Annotated in this window: 18 protein-coding genes; 13 read left to right on the forward strand and 5 right to left on the reverse strand. The window is 64.8% G+C overall.

Annotated elements, in window-relative coordinates; genetic code table 11:
• Positions 1 to 47 precede the first annotated feature (47 nt).
• Both BBTA_RS21560 and BBTA_RS21565 read left to right on the forward strand, forming a co-directional pair.
• A complete protein-coding gene (locus BBTA_RS21560) occupies positions 48 to 1,574 on the forward strand; it encodes an undecaprenyl-phosphate glucose phosphotransferase (protein WP_012044626.1) in 1,527 nt (508 codons plus the stop codon).
• 72 nt (positions 1,575 to 1,646) lie between these two features.
• Entirely contained in the window at positions 1,647 to 2,918 is a 1,272-nt protein-coding gene (locus tag BBTA_RS21565; protein WP_012044627.1) for an O-antigen ligase, read from the forward strand.
• Here the strand turns inward: BBTA_RS21565 and BBTA_RS21570 are convergent.
• On the reverse strand, positions 2,915 to 4,093 hold the full coding sequence (locus BBTA_RS21570; protein ID WP_012044628.1) for a trans-acting enoyl reductase family protein: 1,179 nt from the start codon (positions 4,091 to 4,093) through the stop codon (positions 2,915 to 2,917). The two genes, BBTA_RS21565 and BBTA_RS21570, sit on opposite strands and share 4 nt — an antisense overlap.
• Before the next feature lie 131 nt (positions 4,094 to 4,224).
• Positions 4,225 to 5,010, reverse strand: coding sequence for a DUF169 domain-containing protein (locus BBTA_RS21575; RefSeq protein WP_012044629.1), 786 nt, complete (start codon positions 5,008 to 5,010; stop codon positions 4,225 to 4,227).
• 198 nt (positions 5,011 to 5,208) lie between these two features.
• Here BBTA_RS21575 and BBTA_RS21580 point away from each other — a divergent pair, with 198 nt between their 5' ends.
• The gene (locus BBTA_RS21580) at positions 5,209 to 7,056 is read left to right on the forward strand and encodes a tetratricopeptide repeat protein (protein WP_012044630.1); all 1,848 of its coding nucleotides are present in this window, start codon (positions 5,209 to 5,211) and stop codon (positions 7,054 to 7,056) included.
• Here BBTA_RS21580 and BBTA_RS21585 read toward each other — a convergent pair.
• Complete coding sequence (locus tag BBTA_RS21585) at positions 7,053 to 7,841, reverse strand: YdcF family protein (protein WP_012044631.1); 789 nt, start codon at positions 7,839 to 7,841, stop codon at positions 7,053 to 7,055. The two genes, BBTA_RS21580 and BBTA_RS21585, sit on opposite strands and share 4 nt — an antisense overlap.
• A 130-nt stretch (positions 7,842 to 7,971) precedes the next feature.
• Here BBTA_RS21585 and BBTA_RS21590 point away from each other — a divergent pair, with 130 nt between their 5' ends.
• Positions 7,972 to 8,913 carry an acetamidase/formamidase family protein gene (locus BBTA_RS21590; RefSeq protein WP_012044632.1) on the forward strand — a complete coding sequence of 314 codons (942 nt, stop codon included), beginning with the start codon at positions 7,972 to 7,974 and terminating at the stop codon, positions 8,911 to 8,913.
• 414 nt (positions 8,914 to 9,327) lie between these two features.
• On the opposite strand, the gene ltrA is transcribed toward BBTA_RS21590, so the two are convergent.
• Complete coding sequence (gene ltrA / locus BBTA_RS21595) at positions 9,328 to 10,560, reverse strand: group II intron reverse transcriptase/maturase (RefSeq protein WP_244424072.1); 1,233 nt, start codon at positions 10,558 to 10,560, stop codon at positions 9,328 to 9,330.
• Positions 10,561 to 11,814: 1,254 nt separating this feature from the next.
• On the opposite strand from ltrA, the gene BBTA_RS21600 reads away from it, so the two are divergent.
• The gene (locus tag BBTA_RS21600; protein WP_006614936.1) at positions 11,815 to 12,012 is read left to right on the forward strand and encodes a hypothetical protein; all 198 of its coding nucleotides are present in this window, start codon (positions 11,815 to 11,817) and stop codon (positions 12,010 to 12,012) included.
• An 85-nt stretch (positions 12,013 to 12,097) separates the two neighbouring features.
• Positions 12,098 to 12,577: a GcrA family cell cycle regulator gene (locus BBTA_RS21605; protein WP_012044635.1), complete on the forward strand. Its 480-nt coding sequence runs from the start codon at positions 12,098 to 12,100 to the stop codon at positions 12,575 to 12,577.
• 209 nt (positions 12,578 to 12,786) lie between these two features.
• On the opposite strand, the gene BBTA_RS21610 is transcribed toward BBTA_RS21605, so the two are convergent.
• Entirely contained in the window at positions 12,787 to 13,755 is a 969-nt protein-coding gene (locus BBTA_RS21610; protein ID WP_041751548.1) for an SDR family NAD(P)-dependent oxidoreductase, read from the reverse strand.
• 223 nt (positions 13,756 to 13,978) lie between these two features.
• On the opposite strand from BBTA_RS21610, the gene BBTA_RS40825 reads away from it, so the two are divergent.
• The 7 genes from BBTA_RS40825 (at position 13,979) to BBTA_RS21640 (ending at position 21,855) form a co-directional block, all read left to right on the forward strand.
• The gene (locus tag BBTA_RS40825) at positions 13,979 to 14,134 is read left to right on the forward strand and encodes a hypothetical protein (RefSeq protein ID WP_012044637.1); all 156 of its coding nucleotides are present in this window, start codon (positions 13,979 to 13,981) and stop codon (positions 14,132 to 14,134) included.
• Positions 14,135 to 14,629: 495 nt separating this feature from the next.
• Positions 14,630 to 15,739 carry a BMP family ABC transporter substrate-binding protein gene (locus tag BBTA_RS21615; protein WP_012044638.1) on the forward strand — a complete coding sequence of 370 codons (1,110 nt, stop codon included), beginning with the start codon at positions 14,630 to 14,632 and terminating at the stop codon, positions 15,737 to 15,739.
• Positions 15,736 to 16,845 (forward strand): ABC transporter permease, encoded by a 1,110-nt coding sequence (locus BBTA_RS21620; protein WP_012044639.1) that lies wholly within the window; start codon positions 15,736 to 15,738, stop codon positions 16,843 to 16,845. The genes BBTA_RS21615 and BBTA_RS21620 overlap by 4 nt, the downstream gene beginning before the upstream one ends.
• Before the next feature lie 3 nt (positions 16,846 to 16,848).
• Entirely contained in the window at positions 16,849 to 17,775 is a 927-nt protein-coding gene (locus tag BBTA_RS21625; RefSeq protein WP_012044640.1) for an ABC transporter permease, read from the forward strand.
• A gap of 15 nt (positions 17,776 to 17,790) precedes the next feature.
• On the forward strand, positions 17,791 to 18,474 hold the full coding sequence (locus BBTA_RS21630; protein ID WP_012044641.1) for a cysteine hydrolase family protein: 684 nt from the start codon (positions 17,791 to 17,793) through the stop codon (positions 18,472 to 18,474).
• A 50-nt stretch (positions 18,475 to 18,524) separates the two neighbouring features.
• A complete protein-coding gene (locus BBTA_RS21635) occupies positions 18,525 to 20,000 on the forward strand; it encodes an ABC transporter ATP-binding protein (protein ID WP_049795503.1) in 1,476 nt (491 codons plus the stop codon).
• Between the two features lie 295 nt (positions 20,001 to 20,295).
• Positions 20,296 to 21,855 carry an oleate hydratase gene (locus tag BBTA_RS21640; protein ID WP_012044643.1) on the forward strand — a complete coding sequence of 520 codons (1,560 nt, stop codon included), beginning with the start codon at positions 20,296 to 20,298 and terminating at the stop codon, positions 21,853 to 21,855.
• Positions 21,856 to 21,952 lie beyond the last annotated feature (97 nt).

Here is a 21,952-nt window from a genome sequence, read left to right on the forward strand (position 1 = left end):
ACATAATCCGGGCTTGTACCATTGTGGAACCGATCAACGCTCGATCGATGCTGGATGCTGCGGCCTCCGCCGCCACCATCGCCGTCGCCGGCCAGCCGGCGATTGAACGCCGGCGACGCCTGTCGCCAGCCGCGCTGGCCGTCACCAATCAAAAGGTCCACCGCGCCTATTCCCCGATCGTGCTCGCCGGCTTCGTCCGGATTGCGGATTTCGTGCTGCTGAGCTTCGTCGGCAGCGCCGTCTATTTCGGTTACGTCGTTCCGATCAGCGGTTTCCATTGGGAGTATCTCGCTGCCATCGTCGGTATGGCGATCAGCGCGGTGATCTGCTTCCAGGCCGCCGACATCTATCAAATCCAGGTCTTTCGCGCCCAAGTGCGGCAAATGACCCGGATGATCTCCTCCTACTGCTTCGTCTTCCTGCTGTTCATCGGCCTGTCGTTTTTCGCCAAGCTCGGCAGCGAGGTCTCCCGCCTGTGGCTTGCGGCCTTCTTCTTCATCGGTCTTGGCGCGCTGATCACAAGTCGCGTCGTTCTCGCCAACAGGATCCGCAGTTGGGCCAGGCAAGGTCGTCTCGACCGTCGAACCATCATCGTCGGCGCCGATCAGAGCGGCGAAGATCTCGTGCGCGCACTGAAACTGCAGAACGACTCCGAGATCGAAATCCTCGGCGTGTTCGACGACCGCAGCGATTCCAGGTCGCTCGACACCTGCGCAGGCGTCCCGAAGCTCGGCAAGGTCGACGACATCGTCGAATTCGCCCGACGCACGCGCGTCGACCTGGTGTTGTTCGCTTTGCCGATCTCGGCGGAGACCCGCATTCTCGACATGCTGAAGAAGCTGTGGGTTCTGCCTGTCGACATCCGCCTCTCGGCGCATACCAACAAGCTGCGTTTCCGTCCTCGCTCTTATTCCTATCTCGGCGCGGTGCCGACGCTCGACGTCTTCGAGGCCCCGATCACCGATTGGGATCTGGTGATGAAGTGGCTGTTCGATCGGCTGGTCGGCGCGCTGATCCTGCTGCTGGCGCTCCCTGTGATGGCGCTGGTCGCACTGGCGATCAAGCTCGACAGCCCCGGTCCGGTGCTGTTTCGACAGAAACGCTTCGGCTTCAACAATGAGCGCATCGACGTCTTCAAGTTCCGCTCGCTCTATCATCACCAGGCCGACCCCACTGCCTCCAAGGTCGTGACCAAGAACGATCCGCGCGTCACCCGCGTCGGCCGCTTCATCCGCAAGACCAGTCTCGACGAGCTGCCGCAGCTGTTCAACGTGGTATTCAAGGGCAATCTGTCGCTGGTCGGTCCGCGTCCGCACGCCGTGCAGGGCAAGCTGCAGAACCGCTTGTTCGACGAAGCCGTCGACGGCTATTTCGCGCGCCACCGCGTCAAACCCGGGATCACCGGATGGGCGCAGATCAATGGCTGGCGCGGCGAGATCGACAAGGAAGAAAAGATCCAGAAGCGCGTCGAGTTCGACCTCTATTATATCGAGAACTGGTCCGTTCTGCTCGACCTCTACATCCTGCTCAAGACGCCGCTTGCGCTGATGACCAAGAGCGAGAACGCCTATTGATGCCAGGTCCCCGGCGCGGCCCACCTGCAAGGACCGGTCGCGCCAGGCGTTGCGTATGAGTGCGAGGTCCTGATGGCCGAGGTGGCAGCCAGAGAGTTCGTGTCCCCGACGATCACCCCTCCGGGCGTCGTGGCGCTGCAGCGCGCGCTGGTGTGGCTGGTCGGCGCTGCCGGCGCCATCGTCTTCATCGAACCCAGCCCCTACGAGCTCGCGACGCTTGCCTCGGCGGCGGTCTTCATTGCCACCGGCATCCGGCTGCGCCTGGTCTTCCTGCCTCTCCTCCTGCTGCTGTTCCTCATCAATCTCGGTTACACGATCAGCGCCATTCCGCTGCTCGACGACTCGAAGATCGCGAGCTGGATCGCCACCTCCTGGTACATGGCCGTCACCGCCATGCTCCTGGCCTTGGTGACATCCGACGATACCGGGGCGCGGCTCGATATGCTTCGTCGCGGCCTGGTGATGGGCGGTGCCGTCGCCGCACTGGCCGGCGTCGCCGGCTATTTCCATCTGGTGCCCGGCGGCTACGATCTCCTCACTCTGTACGGCCGCGCCCGCGGCACCTTCAAGGATCCCAATGTGCTCGGCGCATTCCTCATCCTGCCGGCGCTGCTCGCGCTGCAGAATGTCGTCACGGCGCGCCTGGCCGCAACCTTGCGCGCCGGCTTCGCGCTCGGCGTGATGGCCCTGGCCATCCTGCTTGCCTTCTCGCGTGCGGCCTGGGGCGGACTGGTCCTCACCTCCGCCTTCATGCTCGCGCTGATGGTCCTGACCAGCACATCGTCGCGCGAGCGCTCCCGCATCATCGTCATGACGCTTGCCGCTGCTGTAATCGGCCTCATGCTGATCGCGGTTCTGCTCTCCCTCGATTCAGTCGCCGACATGTTCAAGCAGCGGGCGAGCTTCGACCAGAGCTATGATGGCGGCCGGTTCGGTCGCTTCGGCCGCCACATCCTGGGGGCCGACATGGCGCTCGATCTGCCGTTCGGCATCGGGCCGCTGCAGTTTCACAACTACTTCCCCGAGGACACCCATAACTCCTATCTGAACGCGTTCATGTCGGGCGGCTGGCTGTCGGGCATCTGCTATCCCGCCCTGGTCTTTACGACCGTCTTTCTCGGCTTCCGCTACCTCTTCGTACGCGTGCCCTGGCAGCGGACCTATATCGCGGTGTTCTCGGCGTTCCTCGGCACCGTCGGCGAAAGCTTCATCATCGATACCGACCATTGGCGGCATTTCTTCCTGATGCTGGGCACGATGTGGGGCATGATCGCCGCCGCACGCACCTACCAGGTCGAGACGGGCCGATCCGCCGGGATCGGCCCGCAGGGCGCACTCTCCTAATCCTCCACCGTGAAGGTCAGGCCAGCATGGTCGACCAGCCGCTTGATCAGGCTGTCGCCCAGTGCTGCGCCCGGCGTCCAGAACCCGCCCTTGACGTTGGCGCCGTCGCGCAGCAGGCCGATCGCGCATTCTGAGATCATTTTCGAGGTCGAGCCGTAGCCAGGATCGCGGTCGCCCTTGACGGTTGCGCGGACCTGGCGGCCATCGGCCGCGATCGCGACAAACAACAGATTGTAGTAGCCCTTCTCACGCTCCTCCTTCGAGGGTCCCTCGCCCGGCTTCGGCGCATTCGGCCCGGTCTTCTCGGCGTTGGCGGCCATGACCTTCTTGGCATTGGCCTCGCCCTTCTCACCCGGGCCGGTCAGCACCATCTCGTCATAGACGAAGTCCTGGCCGTACGGAAAGCCCATCAGCATATTGGAGCGGTGAACGTTGCGCGTATTGATCAGCGCCATCATGAACGGCGCCGTCCAGGACTGCAGATCCTCCTCATAGAGGGGCTTGTTGCCGGCCGGCTGCTTCGGACCCTTGAATCCCAGCGTCAGCGCGAACGCGTCTTTCAGGATCGATACCAGGCTGAGATCCTTGGCAACGGCGTCGAAGGTCGCCTTGGCGCTCGCAGCTGTGCCGCCCGACAGCGTGCCGCTCATGCCCCGCACCCGCCCCTTGACGCGCGCCGCGGTGGCGCCAAGCACCTTTTTCGCCTGCTGCTGCACGAAGTAGACGCCGAGCTCGAACGGCACGGAGTCGAAACCGCAGGAGAACATGATGCGGGCCCCGCTCTTCTCGGCGGCGGCCTGATGCTTGTCGATCATCTGCCGCATCCAGACCGGCTCGCCGCAAAGATCGACATAGTCGGTGCCGGTGTCAACGCAGGCGGCCACGAGCTCGTTGCCATAGAATTGATAGGGTCCGACCGTGGTGAGCACCAGCTTGGTCTGCGCCACCATCGCCGCCAGCGAGGCGGGATCGGATGCGTCGGCCGCGATCAGCGGCGTATCGGCGGGCGCGCCGATCTCATCGCGCACGGCCGCGAGCTTGTCGAGACTGCGGCCTGCCATTGCCCAGCACAGCGACGCATCGCCGCGATATTGCGTGGTGAGATATTCGGCGACGAGCTTGCCCGTGAAGCCCGTGGCGCCATAGACGATGAGGTCGAATTTGGGTGACGTCATTCTTGTTCCCTGGAGATCAGCCGCAAATCAGTTGCTCCGTCATTGCGAGGAGCCCTTGCGACGAAGCAATCCAGACTGTCTCAGCGACAAGACTCTGGATTGCGTCGCTGCGCTCGCAATGACGACACATGTCACTTCTTCCCATACGACACGCTCATTCCGGCGCGGACGTCGTTCTGGATGCCATAAGGCGCGATCGGATAGCGCAGGCCATTCTTCGCCAGCTGTTTCATGCCGGCGATCGCCTTGGCAAGATCCGCGGGCTTGAGCGCCATCAACATTTCTTCATCCGGCACGCCGCCATAGCGGCGCTCGGCGAAGCATGGCAGCGAGAGGCTGGGCTCGCCGGTCTTCAGCGCGCGGCCCCAGGAATCGGCACAGGCCGTTTCGCCGACGACCCCCCATTCGAATTTCTTGTAGCCGACATATTGGAGGCCGTTGATCAGGATGATCATCTGTCCCGGCGTCGCATACACAAGACAGATGTCCGGCGGATCGAGGCGGCCGCTCGACAGTGGGCTGACCGCCATCGCCTGGTAACGGCCGAACGGCACGACGTCGAGCGCCTCCTGCCGCTTGCGTGCGTCCTCGGCCGTGCCGTGCCAGACGCCGACATAATTCTCGCCCTTGAGCCAGGTATCGTCCTGCGGTCCGAGCCCGATCACCGCGCGGCACTGCGCGCCAACGAGATCGTCGGCGGTGATTCCGACGGTCCAGCCGAGCCGCGCGGCCATGCTGACGATCTGATCGGTGGTGTGCACCGCATTGGGCCGGCGAATCTTCTCCACCGCTGCCATGTCCTCGACCCGGGCAAACATCTTGATGCCGATCACCGTGGTCTTGAGACGCAGCAAGGCATTGAGGTCGGCGACCATTGCCGCCAGATCGAGCCGTTCGGAGATGTTGGGCTGTTGCATGTGGCGCTCCCTCCCTGCCGCACCGTCTGGGCGCGCGGTGCTCCCTTGCAAGGTCTGTTTACGGGTCGAGGCGCTTGTTAGACGGTCGCAGGCGTCGAGGCCAGCCCCTCCCCGCCCCGCCCGCGCCCGGTCTTCCGGACCCTTCTCGATGTCTCGGGAATCACTTATGAATTTGTCTCGCTCGAACAGGAACATGCGATGGGCCGCAGCGACCGGAAGCAAGGCGGCAAGAGCGTGGCAGGCGGCTCGGATGGCGTGCCCACCCTTTCGCCTGCCGCGCTGTACGAGGCCGGACTGCATCACCTCGGCGCAGGCCAGCTGCTCGATGCCCAGCTGTGCTGCCAGCAGGCGCTCGAGCTCGATCCCGGCCACGCCGACAGCCTCTATCTGATGGGCCTGATCTCGCTGCAGTCGCGGCAACACGATCACGCCGTGGCTTGGCTTTCGCAGGCCATCCGGCAGACGCCAAAGATCGACTATCTGACCAGCCTCGGCTTCACGCTCAAGCAGATGGGCCGGCTCGACGATGCGCTGGCGGTGTTCGACAAGGCCATTCAGCTCAAACCGGATGATGCCGAATTGTGGAAGCATCTCGGCGGCGTGCTCCTGGCGCTCGATCGCGGCGCCGAAGCATTGCTGAGTTACCAGCATGCGCTCTCGATTGATCCCGCTCACAAGGAGGCCGCGTTCCAGAGCGGACTGCTGCTGCACCAGCAGCAGCGCGACGCGGAGGCCGTCGAGGCGTTTACCGTCTGCCTCACGCAGCAGCCGAACGACCTGACGGCGCTGCAGATGCGCGCCAAATGCCTCCGCAAGCTGAACCGTTACCCGGACTATCTCGCCGATACAGAGCGCGCATCGACGCTCGCGCCGGCCGATCCGCTGGCCTGCAACAATGTCGGCGACGCGCTTGTCTGTCTCGGCCGTCACGCAGAGGCGCTGAGCTGGTTCGACCGTGCGCTGAGCTTGCAGCCGGGCATGATCGAGGTGCTGCTCAACAAGGGCTTTGCGCTGTTGCAGCTGCGGCGCTTCGCCGACGCGGCCGACGTCTATCAGAAGATCCTTGCCATAGATCCTGGCAATGCCAAGGCCGCTTGGCAGCTCGCCCATGTCGAGTTGCAATGCGGCGACTACGTCTCCGGCTGGGCCCGGCGCGAGGCACGCTGGAACATGCCGGATTTCTCGCCCGAATATCCGCGTTTCGCCGCGCCGAAATGGCTCGGCAATGAGGACATCAGCGGCAAGACCATCCTCATCGAGGAGGACGAAGGCTTTGGCGACACCATTCAGTTTGCCCGCTACATCCCCCAGGTCGCGGCGCGCGGCGCCAAGGTCATCCTGGTGGTCCGCGAGGCGCTGCGGCCGCTGATGACGGGCATTGCAGGCGTCTCGCAATGTCTCGCCTTCAAGCCGGAGCTGCAGCGCCCGGCCTTCGACATGCATTGTCCGGTGATGAGCCTGCCGCTCGCCTTTGGAACCACGCTGGAGACCATCCCGCCCGCGACCTATTTGCCGCCGCCGCCGGCCGACCGTGTGTCGGCCTGGGAGCAGCGGCTGGGATCGCATCAACGGCTGCGGGTCGGCCTTGTCTGGTCCGGCAATCCGCACCAGGGCAACGATCGTCACCGCTCGATGCCACTTTCGACGCTGCTGCCACTGCTGGATCTCGATGCCGATTTCATCAGCCTGCAGAAAGAGCCGCGGCCGGCAGACCAGGCCCTGCTGATTCAGCAGAGCCGTATCATCGACGTCAGTGGCGATCTGACCGACTTCGTCGAGACCGCCGCGCTGATCTCCTGCCTCGACGTCGTCATCAGCGTTTGCACCAGCGTGGCCCACCTCGCCGCCACGCTGGGTCGTCCGACCTGGATCATGCTGCCCTACCTCGCCGACTGGCGATGGCTGCGTGATCGCGACGACAGCCCGTGGTACGGTAGCGCCCGGCTGTTCCACCAGGATGCAAGCTGCCGCTACGAGCCGGTCGTTGAGCGCGTGCGCGCCGAGCTGACGACCGCGATCGCCGGATTCGGGCCTCGAGCCGCCTAGTTCGGCGCCGGGAACAGATCGTCGATCCGACCACGCAGGCGGTAGGCGACGAGCCCGACCCATTCGCGCACCGCAATGTCGGCGCGCCGCAGCCCCAGCAGCGAGACACCATCGACGTCGAGGACGCGGCCGACGCGCCAGTCCACCGGATAGGGTTCGACCGGAAAACCCGCCTTTCGGAACAGCCCGACCGAGCGCGGCATGTGAAAGGCCGAGGTCACCAGCAACCAGCGCTCCCCCGGCTTCGGCGCGACCATGGCCTTGGAGAACACCGCGTTCTCGTAGGTGTTGCGCGACTCCCGCTCCAAGGTCAGCCGCTCCTTGGCGACGCCGAGGCTGAGCAGAATATCGGCGGCGACGTCGGCCTCCCTCGCGTCCGTCGAGATCAGGTTGGCGCTGCCGCCCGTGAACACGATGCGCGCATTCGGATAGCGCCGCGCCAGCGCGGCCGCCTGGATCAGCCGGTCGGCGCCGGCGACGGTCACCGGCATTCCATACATTATTGACAGATCGGGATCGACCGGCCCGCCCAGCACGATGATGCCGTCCGGCGCGCCCTTGGCTGGATCCCATTTCGGAAAGCGGCTCTCGAGCGGCGACAGCATCAGGCTGCCGAGCGGCGTCAATCCGAGCACGGCGAGCAGCAGCATCGCGGCCACAACGAGCCTGCGGCCGAATACGGCGAATCGGGTCAGCATCAGGACGACGCCAAGCAGCCCGAGCACGATCATGAAATTGGTCGGCAACGCCAGCAGGCCGAGCGTCTTCGACAAGACAAAAAACATACCAAGCTCCGGCGCGGAGTGAATCGCCGCTGCCGTCCTCATACACGACAGCCGCCATGCATCGCCATCTCTCTGCGGCGGCCGGCGGATGCGCTATGGTGAGCCCCGAACCGGCGCGAATGAGAGGATCATGACGCATCATCATCTGCACGCGAGCCCCGAGACCTGCCATTGGGGCTTTTTCGAATCCCGGCTGAAGCCGGTGCTCACGATCGACAGCGGTGACGAGGTCACGATCGACACGATCAGCGGCGGGCCGGACGTGGTCCCCGACAGCAGCCAATTCTACGTCCCGCCGGAGCTGTTCGAGGTTCACGCCAGGAGCGAGCGCATGGTGCCCGGCCACATCCTGACCGGGCCGATCGCCGTCAAAGGCGCCGACGTCGGCGATGTGCTCGAGGTCGATATCCTGGACGTGCAGCTGCGCCAGGATTGGGGCTACAATTTCATCCGCCCGCTCGCCGGCACGCTGCCCGACGATTTCCGCGAGAGCCGACTGCTCAACATCCCGCTCGACAAGGGCCGGATGGTCGGCAAACTGCCATGGGGTCTGGAACTGCCGCTGGCGCCGTTCTTCGGCGTGATGGGCGTCGCGCCGCCGCCGGCCTGGGGTCGCATCACCTCGCTGATCCCGCGCGCCATGGGCGGCAATCTCGACAATAAGGAGCTCGGTGCGGGCGCCAAACTGTATCTGCCGGTGTTCGTGCCGGGCGCGCTGTTCTCCTGTGGCGACGGCCATGGCGTGCAGGGCGATGGCGAGGTCTGCGTGACCGCGATCGAGACCGCGCTGCAGGGCCGCTTCCGTCTGACGGTCCGCAAGGACATCAAGCTCGACTATCCGCGCGGCGAGACCGCCACCCATTATATGACAATGGCGATGGACCCCGATCTCGACCAATGCGTGGTGCGGGCGCTGCGCGACATGATCGTGCTGCTGGGCGAGAAGCGCAATCTGTCGCGCGAGGACGCCTACACGCTGTGCAGTCTCGCGGCCGACCTGCGCGTCACCCAGACGGTCAACGGCTCCAAGGGTATTCATTGCATGATCGCGAAGTCTGTCGTGCACGGGTGAGTGAAGAGTTCCAGGCTCGCGGGCGCACGCAGCTGTCGTCCCGGCCTTGAGCCGGGACCCATCGCCACCGGCGGGCGTGGTAACGCGAGATGGATGGACTTGCGCAAATCAATGGCTCCCTAGGGTTATGGACCCGGGGTCGGCGCCGCGCCGCCGCTGACTCGTCGCCCGTGGCCTGCCGGGACGACAACGGAGAACGAGGCGGGAGCGGAGCAACTCAGGGCCGAGCGTGCGCGGCCCCGCGGCAGATGCTGCCCGGATGATGCTGCAGGTCTCGCCCCCTGAAAGGTCAGAGGGTGCAGGGAAGACCGAGCGTCTGCCGAATCGGGATAGGGGGGAGTCTCGCGACTTCCTCCCCTCCCACACCACCGTACGTACGGGTCACGTATACGGCGGTTCGACAGATTGAGCGGTTCAGCGGGGTGCGAGGTAGGGCAATCCGCGTGAGGCGAAGAAGACGTTTGGCAGAGCCATGGTCAGCCCGGCACTGTTCGCCAGCCGCCAAGGGCCACGTGGGTTGCCGGCGGTTTTGAGCGCCAGCTCCCGGCCAACGCCGCAGCGTTGCAGCTCGTCGAAGCGAGTACGACCGTGCTTCCATTGGGTCCAGACGACGGCGCGCAACCGCCGCCTGATCCACTCATCCAGCTTGCGCAACACCGACGGTGTCTCGCAGAACCCGAAGTAGCCGCGCCATCCCTTCAGGTACAGCGACAGCCTCTCGATGATCTGCGCGAGGCTTCGACCAGATTGTCGCCCCGTCAGTTCCCGAACTCTGGCCTTGCAGCGGGCGATCGCCTCGGGCGCGATGCGCCGACGCGGCTTTCTCCCCTGGGTAAAGCTGAAGCCCAGGAACTTGCGGTGGTTCGGTCTGGCGACCGCGCTCTTGGCCCTGTTCACCTTGAGCTTGAGGCACCGTTCCAGGAACGTCTCGATGCTCGCCATCACCCGCTCGCCCGCCTTTCGACTGCGCACATAGATGTTGCAGTCGTCGGCATAGCGCACGAAGCGATGACCTCGCCTCTCCAGCTCCTTGTCCAGCACGTCCAGCATCAGGTTCGACAGCAGCGGCGAGAGCGGCCCGCCTTGCGGCGCGCCTTCCTCCGTCGGGCTGACCAGCCCTCCCTCGAGCACACCCGCAGTCAAGAAGCCGCGGATCAGCTTCAGAAGACGCTTGTCAGCGACCCGTTTGGCAACCAGCCCCATCAGGATGTCGTGGTTGACCCGGTCGAAGAACTTCTCCAGGTCGATATCCACCACGATGCGGTGCCGGGACGCAATGTACGCCTGCGCCTTCGTCACCGCCTGATGCGCCGAGCGGCCTGGCCTGAAGCCGTAGCTCGCGTCGGAGAACGTCCGGTCCCATTCGCCCTGCAACACCTGCAACACCGCCTGCTGGATGAAGCGGTCGACAACCGTCGGGATGCCGAGCAGCCGAACGCCACCCGATGCCTTCGGGATCTCGACACGCCGCACCGCCTGCGGTTTGTAGGTGCCGTCGAGCAGCTGAGCCCGGATCGTGAGCCAGTTCGCCTTCAGGTAGGTCGGCAGATCGTCCACGGTCATCCCGTCGACACCTGCCGCCCCCTTGTTGCGCTTCACTCGGTCCAATGCCTTCTTCAGGTTCTCACGTGCGACGATCCTTTCCATCGACGGTCCCGCGACCGCCGGGCGTTCGAGACAGGTCAACGCCGCACGAGCTTCGGCCTCCCCGGCGCCGGCACGCGGGGCTTCACCCCTCGGTCCGAGGCGAGGGTTCAGATTGCTCTGATCTTCCGGCCGCATTGGATCGTGCGAGATCACCGCTCTACTGACCCCTTCCATCGTTTGGGCCTTTAGCGGCACGCTACCGCCTACTACGCCCTCTGCTGACTTCTGCGCCGCGATCCGGCCGCCTTACGACGACCTCAGTCCCGTTGGGACACGACACAGATCTCCCGAGGTAAGACCGACCGCCTTCACCGCATACCCGTCGGATTTACCACCCCGCCCCTTGATGACCGTGGACTTCGCGATTGGCGGCTCGCTCGTCCGGACGGGTAGGCCTCGCATCCGCTGTTTGTTCATCGGGCCGCGGCTTTGCTCCACGCTGTCTTCAGACCCCACCTCGCGATGACGCCCTTGCGCTTCGCTAATCCTTCGCCGTCATCAGGCTGGATAGAGGACTTCCACCTCCAAGCTGTCGTTCATACTCGGCACACCGGCCCATGGCCCGCCTGCGGACAAAAAAATGCAGGCGGCAGGTACCACGGGTGCAGCCGAGACGACCGGCCTTCCCTGCGCGATGGCGTTTTACGCTTATGGCGGGCTCTCCCGGCTTGATAGCCACCGACATCAGCGGGATCATCACCCCCTGATTGAGCGCCAGCTTCGGGGCGCCAGGACCACACGCTTTTGCGTCCGCAACAGCGCCGTTCGTCCGCGCATCGCTCAACGACACGCTGCGGCTCCATCGCGGCCATCGCATCCCCGCCTCGCGTGTCGTGACGATCGCGCGCAACGCCCCTTCCGAATGAGGCGGGATGGGCGCAGTAGAGCACAATTTCCGGAAAAGCGAAAGCCCTAATTTCTGAATTATGGAAATCGCGATCAGGACGACGAGACGCCGACCCAGATCGCCCCCCGGCCCCCGCGACCAGGTCCGGACCTTCGGTGAAGCCACCCGGCCGGCTGGCCGCCAGTTGTGGCGCGAATCCTCTCCACCGGCTCGTGCACCGTCGCATTCCGGGCACGGACTCGCCGACCGCGCGGAGAGTCACCGCCGCGACCGACCAGATTCGTCATATTCCTTTAAAATTCAATATCTTAACCACTTATCCCCAAGTGGCTGTACAACCTATTGGATTCCTAATAGAGTCTAAAAAGTTACTTTTCTGTACACCGGTTACGGACTAGCTTTTAGGCATGGCGACGGAAAAAGCCGAGACTGACCGCATCCCCGTAACCCTAGCCCTGGCAACCATCGGCTATCTCGAAAAGCTCGTGAAACAGGGAACCCACGGCACCAGCGTTCCGGGTGTCTGCAGAACGTTGATCGAAGAAGGCATCCGGCTCGCCATCAAGGATGGGCTGCTGTCGATTCGCGACAACGGACGGGCGTAAATCTAGGGGCGCGACGCGGAGACAGTTTTGGTGCGGCCGTCGGCCAGGACGATCCAGGACGGATCAAACTTGGAAGCGATAGACAATGCCCGCCGAACGACAGACCCAACCCACCTGGACCGAGGAACGCCTCCGGGCCCTGAAACAGCACTTTGAAGCCGGGCTGACCTGCCGCGAGATCGCCGCCGAGCTCGGCGTCAGCCGAAATGCCGTGATCGGCAAGATCTCCCGCCTGGCGCTGACGCGCGACAATGGCGGCGACACACGGCGCGTGGTCCGCGCCGAGAATGCCAGGGACGGCGCACGCCGCCCCGTCCCCAAACTGCGCCGCCGCATCCTGCGCGCCGTGAGCAACGATCCGCCGCCGATCATGATCGAGGAGCCGCCCGCAGGCCCCGTCGAGAACGGCTGCTCACTGTTCGAACTCTCCAAGGAGCGCTGCCGCTGGCCGATCTCGACGCCCGGCGCGGATGATTTCTGCTTCTGCGGCTCGAAGCCGCTCGACGGCCTGCCGTATTGTCCGAGCCATACGCGGATGGCGTATCGCGTGGCGTCGTCGCGGTAGGGAGCAATCTGCAGGGCTCACTTCGCGGAGCCTTCCCGCGCGGGCAGCAAAGCTCGCATAGAGATAGATGACGCGTACACCCCTACGCCTTGCTGGGTCGCCGCGGTCTGCGGGGACGGCGCACCGATCTCGTCCCCCCTCCCCTTGCGGGGAGGGGAGCTCACCGTCTGCGTGGCAAGAGGCGTGCTTTTACAACTAACAGCAATCCCCTACCCCAGCTTCCACCCCGCCTCCTGCGCAAAACGCTGGAAGAACTCGGGCTCATACGCCTGCTCCGGTGACTGGCGCACGCGCATGTCCAGGAGCTTGGCGTCCTCGCCGACCAGGATGCGCCATTGCTCGGCCTTCACGCCGTCGAGGATGATCTTCGCCGCCTGCGCCGCTGTCGTCGGGGCGTCCTCGAGGAAACTGCGGGCGCGCTCGCGGGCGGCGTTCTGGATGTCCTGATCACTCATCGCGGCGACGTCGATGCCCATGCCTTTCATGCGCTGGCGGGCCTGGGCGATCTCGGTCTCGCTGAGCTCGTCGGACTCGGTGCCGCTCTGCAGCTTGCGCGAGTTCGAGACGATCGAGGTGCCGATATGGCCGGGCATCACCACAGAGCATTTGATGTGCGGCGCATTCAGGCGGAGGTCGTTGATCAGCGCCTCGGTGAACCCCTTCACGGCGAATTTCGCCGCGCTGTAGGCGGTGTGCGAGACGCCCATGCCGACCGAGGCCCAGAAGCCGTTGACGCTGGAGGTGTTGACGATGTGTCCTTCGGCGGCCTTCAGCAGCATCGGCAGGAAGGTGCGGACGCCGAGATAGACGCCGCCCCAGCAGATGTTGAAGGTGCGCTCCCACTGCTCGCGGCTGTTGGTGAACAGGCTGCCGCCGCCGCCGATGCCGGCATTGTTGAACAACAGATGGATCTTGTCGGTGGCCTGCTGCTCGGCGAGCTCGTCGCGGAAGCGCTGCAGCTGCGCCTCGATCGAGACGTCGGCGACGTGCGTGGTGACGCGCAGGCCCTGCGGCAGCGTCTCGGCCTCGCACAATCTCCTGGTCTCGGCCATCGCCTCGGCCGAGACGTCGCACATCGCGACATTGCAGCCTTCAGCGACGAGCTGGCGCGCCAGCTCGCGGCCCATGCCCGTGCCGCCCCCGGTGATCACGGCGATCTTGCCGGCGAAATCCTTCATCGGATGCTCTTCCTTCCCTTTTGCGGGACCGCGCATGCGGCCCCGGCCTTGCTCGTTCTCTTGTCGGAACGCGCCACGAGCTTAGGACGATTGGCCGGCAAGACCAGAGCGGATGACGCGGACCGGCATTGCAGTGCACCACAGGAAAACTTCACCCAGGGGTTGAACCCGAGGCGATCGATTCCGACTTATTCCGTGGGGAGGCAGGCTCGAGGAGGTTCGCATGGCGTACCAACAGGGGCACTGGCAGGACGATGGCTGGCGCGACACGATGGTCGATCCGGCAGCGCATGATGATGGCGCTTACGTCACCGGTTGGACGATCAGCGGCCTTGCCGTGATCGGTACCATCGTGGCGGTCTGGCTGCTCGGCATCTGATCTGATCGTCGCGACGTGCGTCATCGATGACGTGACAGAAGGCCTCGCCAAGCGCGGCCTCGGCGTCGTGCGCGCCGCTGTTTCCTCCGTCATTGCGAGCGCAGCGAAGCAGTCCAGAGTCCCGCCCACAGCCGCTGGATTGCTTCGCTGCGCTCGCAATGACGTGGAGAGGGTCGATTTCTGCAGAGCTTGGCGCCCCGGACCAAGTTCTCACGACCGCATCCGGCGAAGTGCTCGGCTGACTCTCCGAAGGTCTCGCTACGCTGAACTCGTTGCATACAATTGAAGTCGATTGATTAAAACATAGGCTGACATTTGCTCGCGGTGTTCGTTGCCCACATTGCAAGCAATCGTAAAGCAAAGTCACTTCAGGGACTTAGCTCTCCAACCGATCCGACTGCCCCTGGCACGAAGCTTGCGATCCCCACCGAGGCTCCGCCGTGCCGGTGAAGCCGAGATGCGCGGGCCCGGGGGCTCGCCGAGGGGAGCACAGCAATGGACTTTGGCAGGATTTCACGACGGCATCTGTTGCAGGGTGGCGCGGCGCTGACGCTCGGCGCAGCCGCAGGCCTGCGGCCGGCCTTCGCCGCCGAGACGACAATCGGGTTCATCTATGTCGGCTCGCGCGACGACTACGGCTACAACCAGGCGCATGCGCAAGGTGCCGCGGCGCTGAAGAAGCTGCCCGGGCTGAAGGTGATTGAAGAGGAGAAGGTGCCGGAGACCGACGCGGTCGAGAAGACCATGGAGTCGATGATCAATCTCGACGGCGCGACGCTGCTCTTCCCGACCTCGTTCGGCTACTACAATCCGCACATGATCAAGATGGCCACCAAATATCCGAAGCTGCGCTTCGAGCATTGCGGTGGCCTGTGGAGCGAGAAGGACCCGAAGAACGCCGGTTCCTATTTCGGCTATATCGACGAGGCGCAATATATCGCCGGCATCGTCGCGGGCTATACGAGCAAGAGCGGCAAGCTCGGCTTCGTCGCCGCCAAGCCGATCCCGCAGGTCTTGCGCAACATCAACGCCTTCACGCTTGGCGCGAAGCTCGCCAATCCCAAGGCCACCACGCAGGTGATCTTCACCGGCGACTGGTCGATGCCGGTCAAGGAAGCCGAGGCCACCAACAGCCTGATCGACCAAGGCGTGGACGTGCTGACCTGCCATGTCGACGGTCCGAAGACGATGGTCGAGAACGCGGCGCGCCGCGGCGCCTTCGTCACCGGCTATCACGTCAACCAGTCGCCGCTGGCGCCCAAGGCCTATCTCACCGGCGCGGAATGGAATTGGGAGGCGCTGTATCCGAAATTCGTGAAGATGCTGGCCGCCGGCGAGAGCATTCCGAACTTCTATCGCGGCGGTCTGAAGGAAGAGCTGGTCAAGGTGTCGCCCTATGGCGAGGCGGTGTCCGAGCAGGCGCGGAAGCATGCCGACGAGATCAAGGCCAAGTTCCTCGGCGACGGCTACACGATCTTCAAGGGCCCGATCAAGGACAACAAGGGCAACACCGTGATCACCGCGGGCACCGAGCGCGGCCAGAAGGATCCGGAGCTGGAGAAGATGGACTATCTGGTCGAGGGCGTCATCGGAGCGACGTCGTGACCACGGAGGCGGCCGATCCGGTTGATGCGGCCGCCATCGCGCCGGCCGCGGATGCAGGCTTTCTGCAGCGCTGGGGCACGGAGATCGAGTACATCCTGATTCCGGGCGCGGCACTTGTCGCCGCGCTCGTCCTGTTCGGCATCTTCGTCGCGCTGTTCGGCAAGAACCCGCTCGACCTCTATTGGTACATGTATTACGGCGCGTTCGGCACCTGGTTCTCCTGGCAGAACACGCTGACCCGCGCCGCACCTTTGATCCTCACCGCGCTGTGCACCGCTTTGCCCGCGCAATTGGGCATGGTGATCATCGGCGGCGAAGGCGCGCTGCTGATCGGCGCGCTCGCGGCGACCTCGGCCGCGCTGGCGCTGCAGGGGATGCCGCCGCTCGTCGTGCAGATCGCGATGGTGGTCGCCGGCATGGCCGGCGGCGGATTGTGGATCCTGCTGTCAGGAGCCTTGCGCCAATATCGCGGCGTCAACGAGACCATTTCCAGCCTGTTGCTGGTCTATATCGCACTCGCGATCCTCAACCATCTCGTCGAAGGCGTGATGCGCGATCCGGCCAGCCTGAACAAGCCGTCGACGCGGGAGATCGGCGCCGCCAACATGATCGGCAGCATCCCCGGCACCGATGTGCATTGGGGCCTCGTGTTCGGGCTGATCGTGACGGTCGCGGCCTATGTGCTGATCTATCACACCACCTTCGGCTTCGCCGCCCGCGTTGCTGGCGGCAATATCCGCGCCGCCAAGATCGTCGGCCTCTCCGTCGGCAGGCTGATCCTCACCGCCTGCTTCCTGGCGGGCGCGTGCGCCGGGCTCGCCGGCATGGTCGAGGTCGCCGCCGTGCAGGGCCGCACCAATGCCAATCTCGCGGTCGGCTACGGCTTCACCGGCATTCTCGTCGCGTTTCTCGCCCGGCAGAATCCGCTCGCCATCATCCCGGTCGCGATCCTGCTCGGCGGCATCAACGCGTCAGGCGGCCTGTTGCAGCGCCGGCTCGGCCTGCCCGACGCCTCGGTGCTGGTGCTGCAGGGCATCATCTTCATCTCGGTACTGGCGAGCGACGCGCTCTACGGCCGCATCGGTTTCCTGAAGGGAAAGTCGTGAGACATGGCTGACGGCAATATCGGACTCTGGACCGTGCCGCTCGCGGTGCTCGGCGGCGCCATCCGCGTCTCCACGCCGTTCCTGTTCGTCAGTCTCGGCGAATGCATCACCGAGCGCGCGGGCCGCATCAATCTCGGCCTCGAGGGCACCTTGGTGATGGGCGCAATGAGCGCCTACGGCATTTCCTATCTCACGGGCTCGCCGTGGTTAGGGGTGCTCGCCGCCGGCCTGACCGGCGCGCTGTTGGGCGCGCTGCATGCCGGCATCTGCTCGCTGCCGCGCGTCAACGACGTCGCGGTCGGCATCTCACTGATGCTGTTCGGCACCGGGCTGGCGTTCTTCCTCGGCAAGCCGCTGATCGAGCCAACCGCCGCACGGCTGCCGGCGATCGATTTCGGCTGGTGGAGCGACGTGCCGCAGGTCCGCGCCGCGCTGCGCATCAACGTGCTGTTCTTGTTGGGCGTGGTGCTGGCCCCGATCCTGTTCTGGGCGTTCAAGACGACGCGCTGGGGCCTTCTCATCCGCACCGCCGGCGAGAGCGCAGATGCGGCGCGGGCGATGGGCCATTCGGTGCTGATGATCCGGCTGCGCGCCACCATGGCCGGCGGCTTCCTCGCCGGCATCGGCGGCTCGTTTCTGTCGCTGTTCTATCCCGGCAGCTGGAACGAGGGCCTGTCCTCCGGTCAGGGCATCACCGCGGTCGCGCTGGTGATCTTCGCGCGCTGGGACCCGATGCTGTGCCTGTGGGCCTCGCTCGCCTTCGGCGGCGCGGCCGCGCTGGGACCGGCACTGCAATCGGTCGGCGTCACCTCCGGCTATCATCTGTTCAACGCCGCGCCCTACATCCTGACGCTGCTCATCATGATCATCACCTGCTCGCCGAAACGCACGCTCAGCGGCGCGCCGGCCGAGTTGTCCATCACCCGCTAGTTCCAGAGGTCCGCAATGACCGCGCGCACCATCCGCTCCGAGCCCTATGCCTGGCCCTACAACGGCGACCTCCGCCCTGAAAACACCGCGCTGATCGTGATCGACATGCAGACCGATTTCTGCGGTGTCGGCGGCTATGTCGACAAGATGGGCTATGACCTGTCGCTCACGCGGGCGCCGATCGAACCGATCAAGAAGCTACTCACGGTGATGCGCGCGCAAAACTTCCTGATCATCCACACCCGCGAGGGCCATCGCACCGATCTCTCCGACCTGCCCGCCAACAAGCGCTGGCGTTCGCAGCAGATCGGCGCCGGCATCGGGGATCCCGGCCCGTGCGGCCGCATCCTGGTGCGCGGCGAGCCGGGCTGGGAGATCATCCCGGAGCTCGCGCCCCTGCCCGGCGAGATCGTGATCGACAAGCCCGGCAAGGGCTCGTTCTGTGCCACCGATCTTGAGCTGATCCTGCGCCTCAAGGGCATCCAGAACATCGTGCTCACCGGCATCACCACCGATGTCTGCGTCCACACCACGATGCGCGAGGCCAACGATCGCGGCTTCGAATGCGTGCTGCTGTCCGACTGCTGCGGCGCCACCGACAAGGGCAATCACGACCACGCGCTGAAGATGATCAAGATGCAGGGCGGCGTGTTCGGCGCGGTCGCGACCTCCTCCGCTGTCATCGAGGCGCTGTCGTGATCGGCGAGGATCCGACGCCATCCTCCGCGTTCGGCGTCGAGGCCATCGCCATGACCATGCGCTTCGGCGCGTTCACCGCGCTCGACAATGTCGAGCTGAAGGTCAGGCCCGGCTCGTTCCACGCGTTGCTCGGCGAGAACGGCGCCGGCAAGTCGACGCTCGTCAAATGCATCATGGGCTACTATCGCCCGACCGAAGGCGACGTGCTGATCGCCGAACGCGAGCGCGCCATCAGCAATCCCCGGGACGCGCACGCGCTCGGCCTCGGCATGGTCTATCAGCACTTCACCCTGGTGCCGGCGATGACGGTTGCCGAGAACCTGGTGCTGGCGCGCGACGACGTGCCGGCGGTGGTCAACTGGGCCAAGGAGAAGCAGGCGCTGGAAGCGTTCCTGTCGCATATGCCGTTCCGCGTGCCGCTCGACGCCAAGGTCTCGGACATCTCGGCCGGCGAGCGGCAGAAATGCGAGATCCTCAAGCAGCTCTATCTGAAGCGCCGCTTTTTGATCCTGGACGAGCCGACCTCGGTGCTGACACCAGGCGAGGCCGACGAGGTGCTGGGCATGCTGCGCAAGATGGTCGAGGCCGGCGAGCTGACCATCCTGATGATCACGCACAAGTTTCGCGAGGTGATGGCGTTCGCCGACGAGGTCACGGTCCTCCGGCGCGGCAAGCTCGCCGGGCGCGGCAAGGTCTCTGAGCTCACGCCGGATGACATGGCGCGGATGATGATCGGCGCCGAGCAGCTCACGGTGCAGCCGGCGCGCACCGGCGAGACCGGCACCATTCGGCTCGAAGTGGACAGGCTCGTCGCCCGCGACGATGCCGGTGGCCTTGCCGTGCATGACCTGTCGCTGACCGTCCGCGCCGGCGAGATCGTCGGCATCGCCGGGGTCTCCGGCAACGGCCAGCGCCAGCTGGTCGAGGTGCTCGCCGGCCAGCGCGAGGCCGAGAGCGGCACCATCAGGGTCTCCGGCGAGGCCTATTCGGCCAACCGCGAGGAGATGCGCCGCCACAAGATGTCCCTGCTTCCCGAGGAGCCGCTGAAGAACGCCTGCGTCGGCGGCATGAGCGTCGCCGACAACATCGCACTGCGCGAATTCGACCGCGCCCCGTTCGCCCGCGGTGGCTGGTGGCTCAACAGATCGGCGTTCCGCCAGGACGCCACCGCCAAGATCGACCGCTACAAGATCAAGACCCGCACGCCGGACACGCCGATCGCGGCGCTGTCCGGCGGCAACGTGCAGCGCGCGGTGCTGGCGCGCGAGCTCGGCCATGACGTCGAGGTGCTGATCGCCGCCAATCCCTGCTTCGGCCTCGACTTCGCGGCGGTGGCGCAGATTCATGCCGAGATCATGGCCGCGCGCAACCGCGGCGCCGCGGTGCTGCTGGTGAGCGAGGATCTCGACGAGCTGCTTGAACTGTCCGACCGGCTGGTGGTGATGTTCCACGGCCAGCTCACCTACGAGACCCGCGCTGGTGAAGCCGACCTCACCGAGATCGGCCGCCACATGGCGGGGCATTGAGCGCGAGGGTCGATGCGTTTCGGGACTAGGAAACCAGCAAACTGCCGCGCTGCTCCTGACGTCCATCACTCTCACCGTGTCATTTGCGAGCGCTCGCAATGACGCGGTGAGACCAACCACGCCGGATGGCGGGACATTGAGCCGCACCGGGGCAACGACCTCAACGTGTTGACGACTATTTCATCCCGCCGCGGTAACATGACCATCGGCGTGCTTTTGCTCGGCCAGTGATTCGCCGGGCCTGCCGGCATTTTTCATATTTTTCATCAAACCCTTAATTTGACAGGTCGACATCATGAAGGCCTATTTCATCGGCGGCGGCATCGGGTCGCTCTCAGGCGCAGCATTCATGGTCCGGGACGGCGGCATTCCCGGACAGGACATCACCATCTTCGAGAAGCGCCTGCCCTATGGCGGCAGCCTGGATGCCACGCGGCTGCCGGACGGCTCCTACTCGATGCGCGGCGGCCGCATGCTCACGACCGAACAATACGAATGCACCTGGGATCTGCTGTCGACGATCCCGAGCGACACGGATCCGAAGGAGAACATCCTCCAGGAGACCATCGCCTTCAACAAGCTTCACGTCACCCACGCGCAGGCGCGGCTGGTCGACGGCAATCGGCACAAGGTCGACGTGTCGACGATGGGCTTCTCGATGCAGGACCGCATCGAGCTGACCCGGCTCACCGAGACCTCCGAAGAGAAGCTCGGCAACTCGCTGATCTCGGACTGGCTGTCACCGCCGTTCTTCACGACCAATTTCTGGTACATGTGGCAGACGACGTTTGCGTTCCAGACGTGGCACAGCGCGGTCGAGTTCCGGCGCTATCTGCGCCGCTTCATGAACGAATTCCCGATGATGAATACGCTCGGCGGCGTCAAACGGTCGGTCTACAATCAGTATGACTCCATCGTGCTGCCGCTGGTTCGCTGGCTCGAGGGCCACGGCGTCAACTTCGTCGGCGGCGCCGATGTCGAGGACATCGAGATCGCCACGACCGAGGGTATGCACCGCGCCACGCGCCTCGTCCTGACCCAGGCTGGCGCGCGGCGCAGTATCGATCTCGCCGTCGGCGATCTGGTGTTCTACACGGCCGGGTCGATGACCGATGCGACCAGCCTCGGCAGCCATGACAGCCCGCCGAAGCAGCTCACCAAGGCCGACAGCCATGGCTGGACCTTGTGGGAGAAGCTCGCCGCCGGCCGCCCCGAATTCGGCCGGCCCGCCGTCTTCAACACCTGTATTCCGGAATCCAGCTTCGAATCGTTCACGGTGACCTGCCGCAATCCGCGCTTCTTCGAGGCGATGCAGAATTTCAGCGGGAATGTCGCGGGCACCGGCGGGCTCGTGACCTTCACCGACTCGTATTGGCGCATGTCGATCGTGCTGTACACGCAGCCCTATTTCCCGGACCAGCCCGCGGACATCCAGATCTTCTGGGGCTATGGCCTGTTTCCCGACCGCGTCGGCAATTTCGTGCCCAAGCCGATGTCGGAGTGCAGCGGTGCCGAGATCCTGAAGGAGCTGTGCGGACATCTGCGCCTGCCACTGTCGGTGTTCGAGAACGCCAGCTGCGTGCCGTGCTGGATGCCCTACATCATGAGCATGTTCATGCCGCGCAGCGATGGCGACCGGCCGTTGCCGGTGCCGCTCACCTCCAAGAACCTCGCTTTCATCGGCCAGTACGTCGAGCTGCCGGAGGATGCGGTGTTCACGATTGAATATTCGGTGCGTGCGGCGATGCATGCCGTCTATCAGCTCTTGAACATCGACCGAGCCATTCCGCCGGTCACCCCCTATGACAAGTCGCTGAAGGTGCTGCTGCAATCGGTGGCGAAATCGTTTGCATAACCAACCGCGCGAGATCGTGATCACCCGATACCTTCAATGTTGACCTGGATCAGTTCCGCCCGGGAACCTCGCCGGTATTCCCGTCGTGGTAACAACG

The organism is Bradyrhizobium sp. BTAi1 (assembly GCF_000015165.1).
Lineage (GTDB): Bacteria > Pseudomonadota > Alphaproteobacteria > Rhizobiales > Xanthobacteraceae > Bradyrhizobium > Bradyrhizobium denitrificans.

Bases quoted from the DNA above. Each gene is read 5' to 3' on its own strand.
- BBTA_RS21560 (WP_012044626.1), top strand. From the start codon at position 48: ATGCTGGATGCTGCGGCCTCCGCCGCCACCATCGCCGTCGCCGGCCAG.
- BBTA_RS21565 (WP_012044627.1), top strand. From the start codon at position 1,647: ATGGCCGAGGTGGCAGCCAGAGAGTTCGTGTCCCCGACGATCACCCCT.
- BBTA_RS21570 (WP_012044628.1), bottom strand. From the start codon at position 4,093: ATGACGTCACCCAAATTCGACCTCATCGTCTATGGCGCCACGGGCTTC.
- BBTA_RS21575 (WP_012044629.1), bottom strand. From the start codon at position 5,010: ATGCAACAGCCCAACATCTCCGAACGGCTCGATCTGGCGGCAATGGTC.
- BBTA_RS21580 (WP_012044630.1), top strand. From the start codon at position 5,209: ATGGGCCGCAGCGACCGGAAGCAAGGCGGCAAGAGCGTGGCAGGCGGC.
- BBTA_RS21585 (WP_012044631.1), bottom strand. From the start codon at position 7,841: ATGTTTTTTGTCTTGTCGAAGACGCTCGGCCTGCTGGCGTTGCCGACC.
- BBTA_RS21590 (WP_012044632.1), top strand. From the start codon at position 7,972: ATGACGCATCATCATCTGCACGCGAGCCCCGAGACCTGCCATTGGGGC.
- ltrA (WP_244424072.1), bottom strand. From the start codon at position 10,560: ATGGAAAGGATCGTCGCACGTGAGAACCTGAAGAAGGCATTGGACCGA.
- BBTA_RS21600 (WP_006614936.1), top strand. From the start codon at position 11,815: ATGGCGACGGAAAAAGCCGAGACTGACCGCATCCCCGTAACCCTAGCC.
- BBTA_RS21605 (WP_012044635.1), top strand. From the start codon at position 12,098: ATGCCCGCCGAACGACAGACCCAACCCACCTGGACCGAGGAACGCCTC.
- BBTA_RS21610 (WP_041751548.1), bottom strand. From the start codon at position 13,755: ATGAAGGATTTCGCCGGCAAGATCGCCGTGATCACCGGGGGCGGCACG.
- BBTA_RS40825 (WP_012044637.1), top strand. From the start codon at position 13,979: ATGGCGTACCAACAGGGGCACTGGCAGGACGATGGCTGGCGCGACACG.
- BBTA_RS21615 (WP_012044638.1), top strand. From the start codon at position 14,630: ATGGACTTTGGCAGGATTTCACGACGGCATCTGTTGCAGGGTGGCGCG.
- BBTA_RS21625 (WP_012044640.1), top strand. From the start codon at position 16,849: ATGGCTGACGGCAATATCGGACTCTGGACCGTGCCGCTCGCGGTGCTC.
- BBTA_RS21630 (WP_012044641.1), top strand. From the start codon at position 17,791: ATGACCGCGCGCACCATCCGCTCCGAGCCCTATGCCTGGCCCTACAAC.
- BBTA_RS21635 (WP_049795503.1), top strand. From the start codon at position 18,525: ATGACCATGCGCTTCGGCGCGTTCACCGCGCTCGACAATGTCGAGCTG.
- BBTA_RS21640 (WP_012044643.1), top strand. From the start codon at position 20,296: ATGAAGGCCTATTTCATCGGCGGCGGCATCGGGTCGCTCTCAGGCGCA.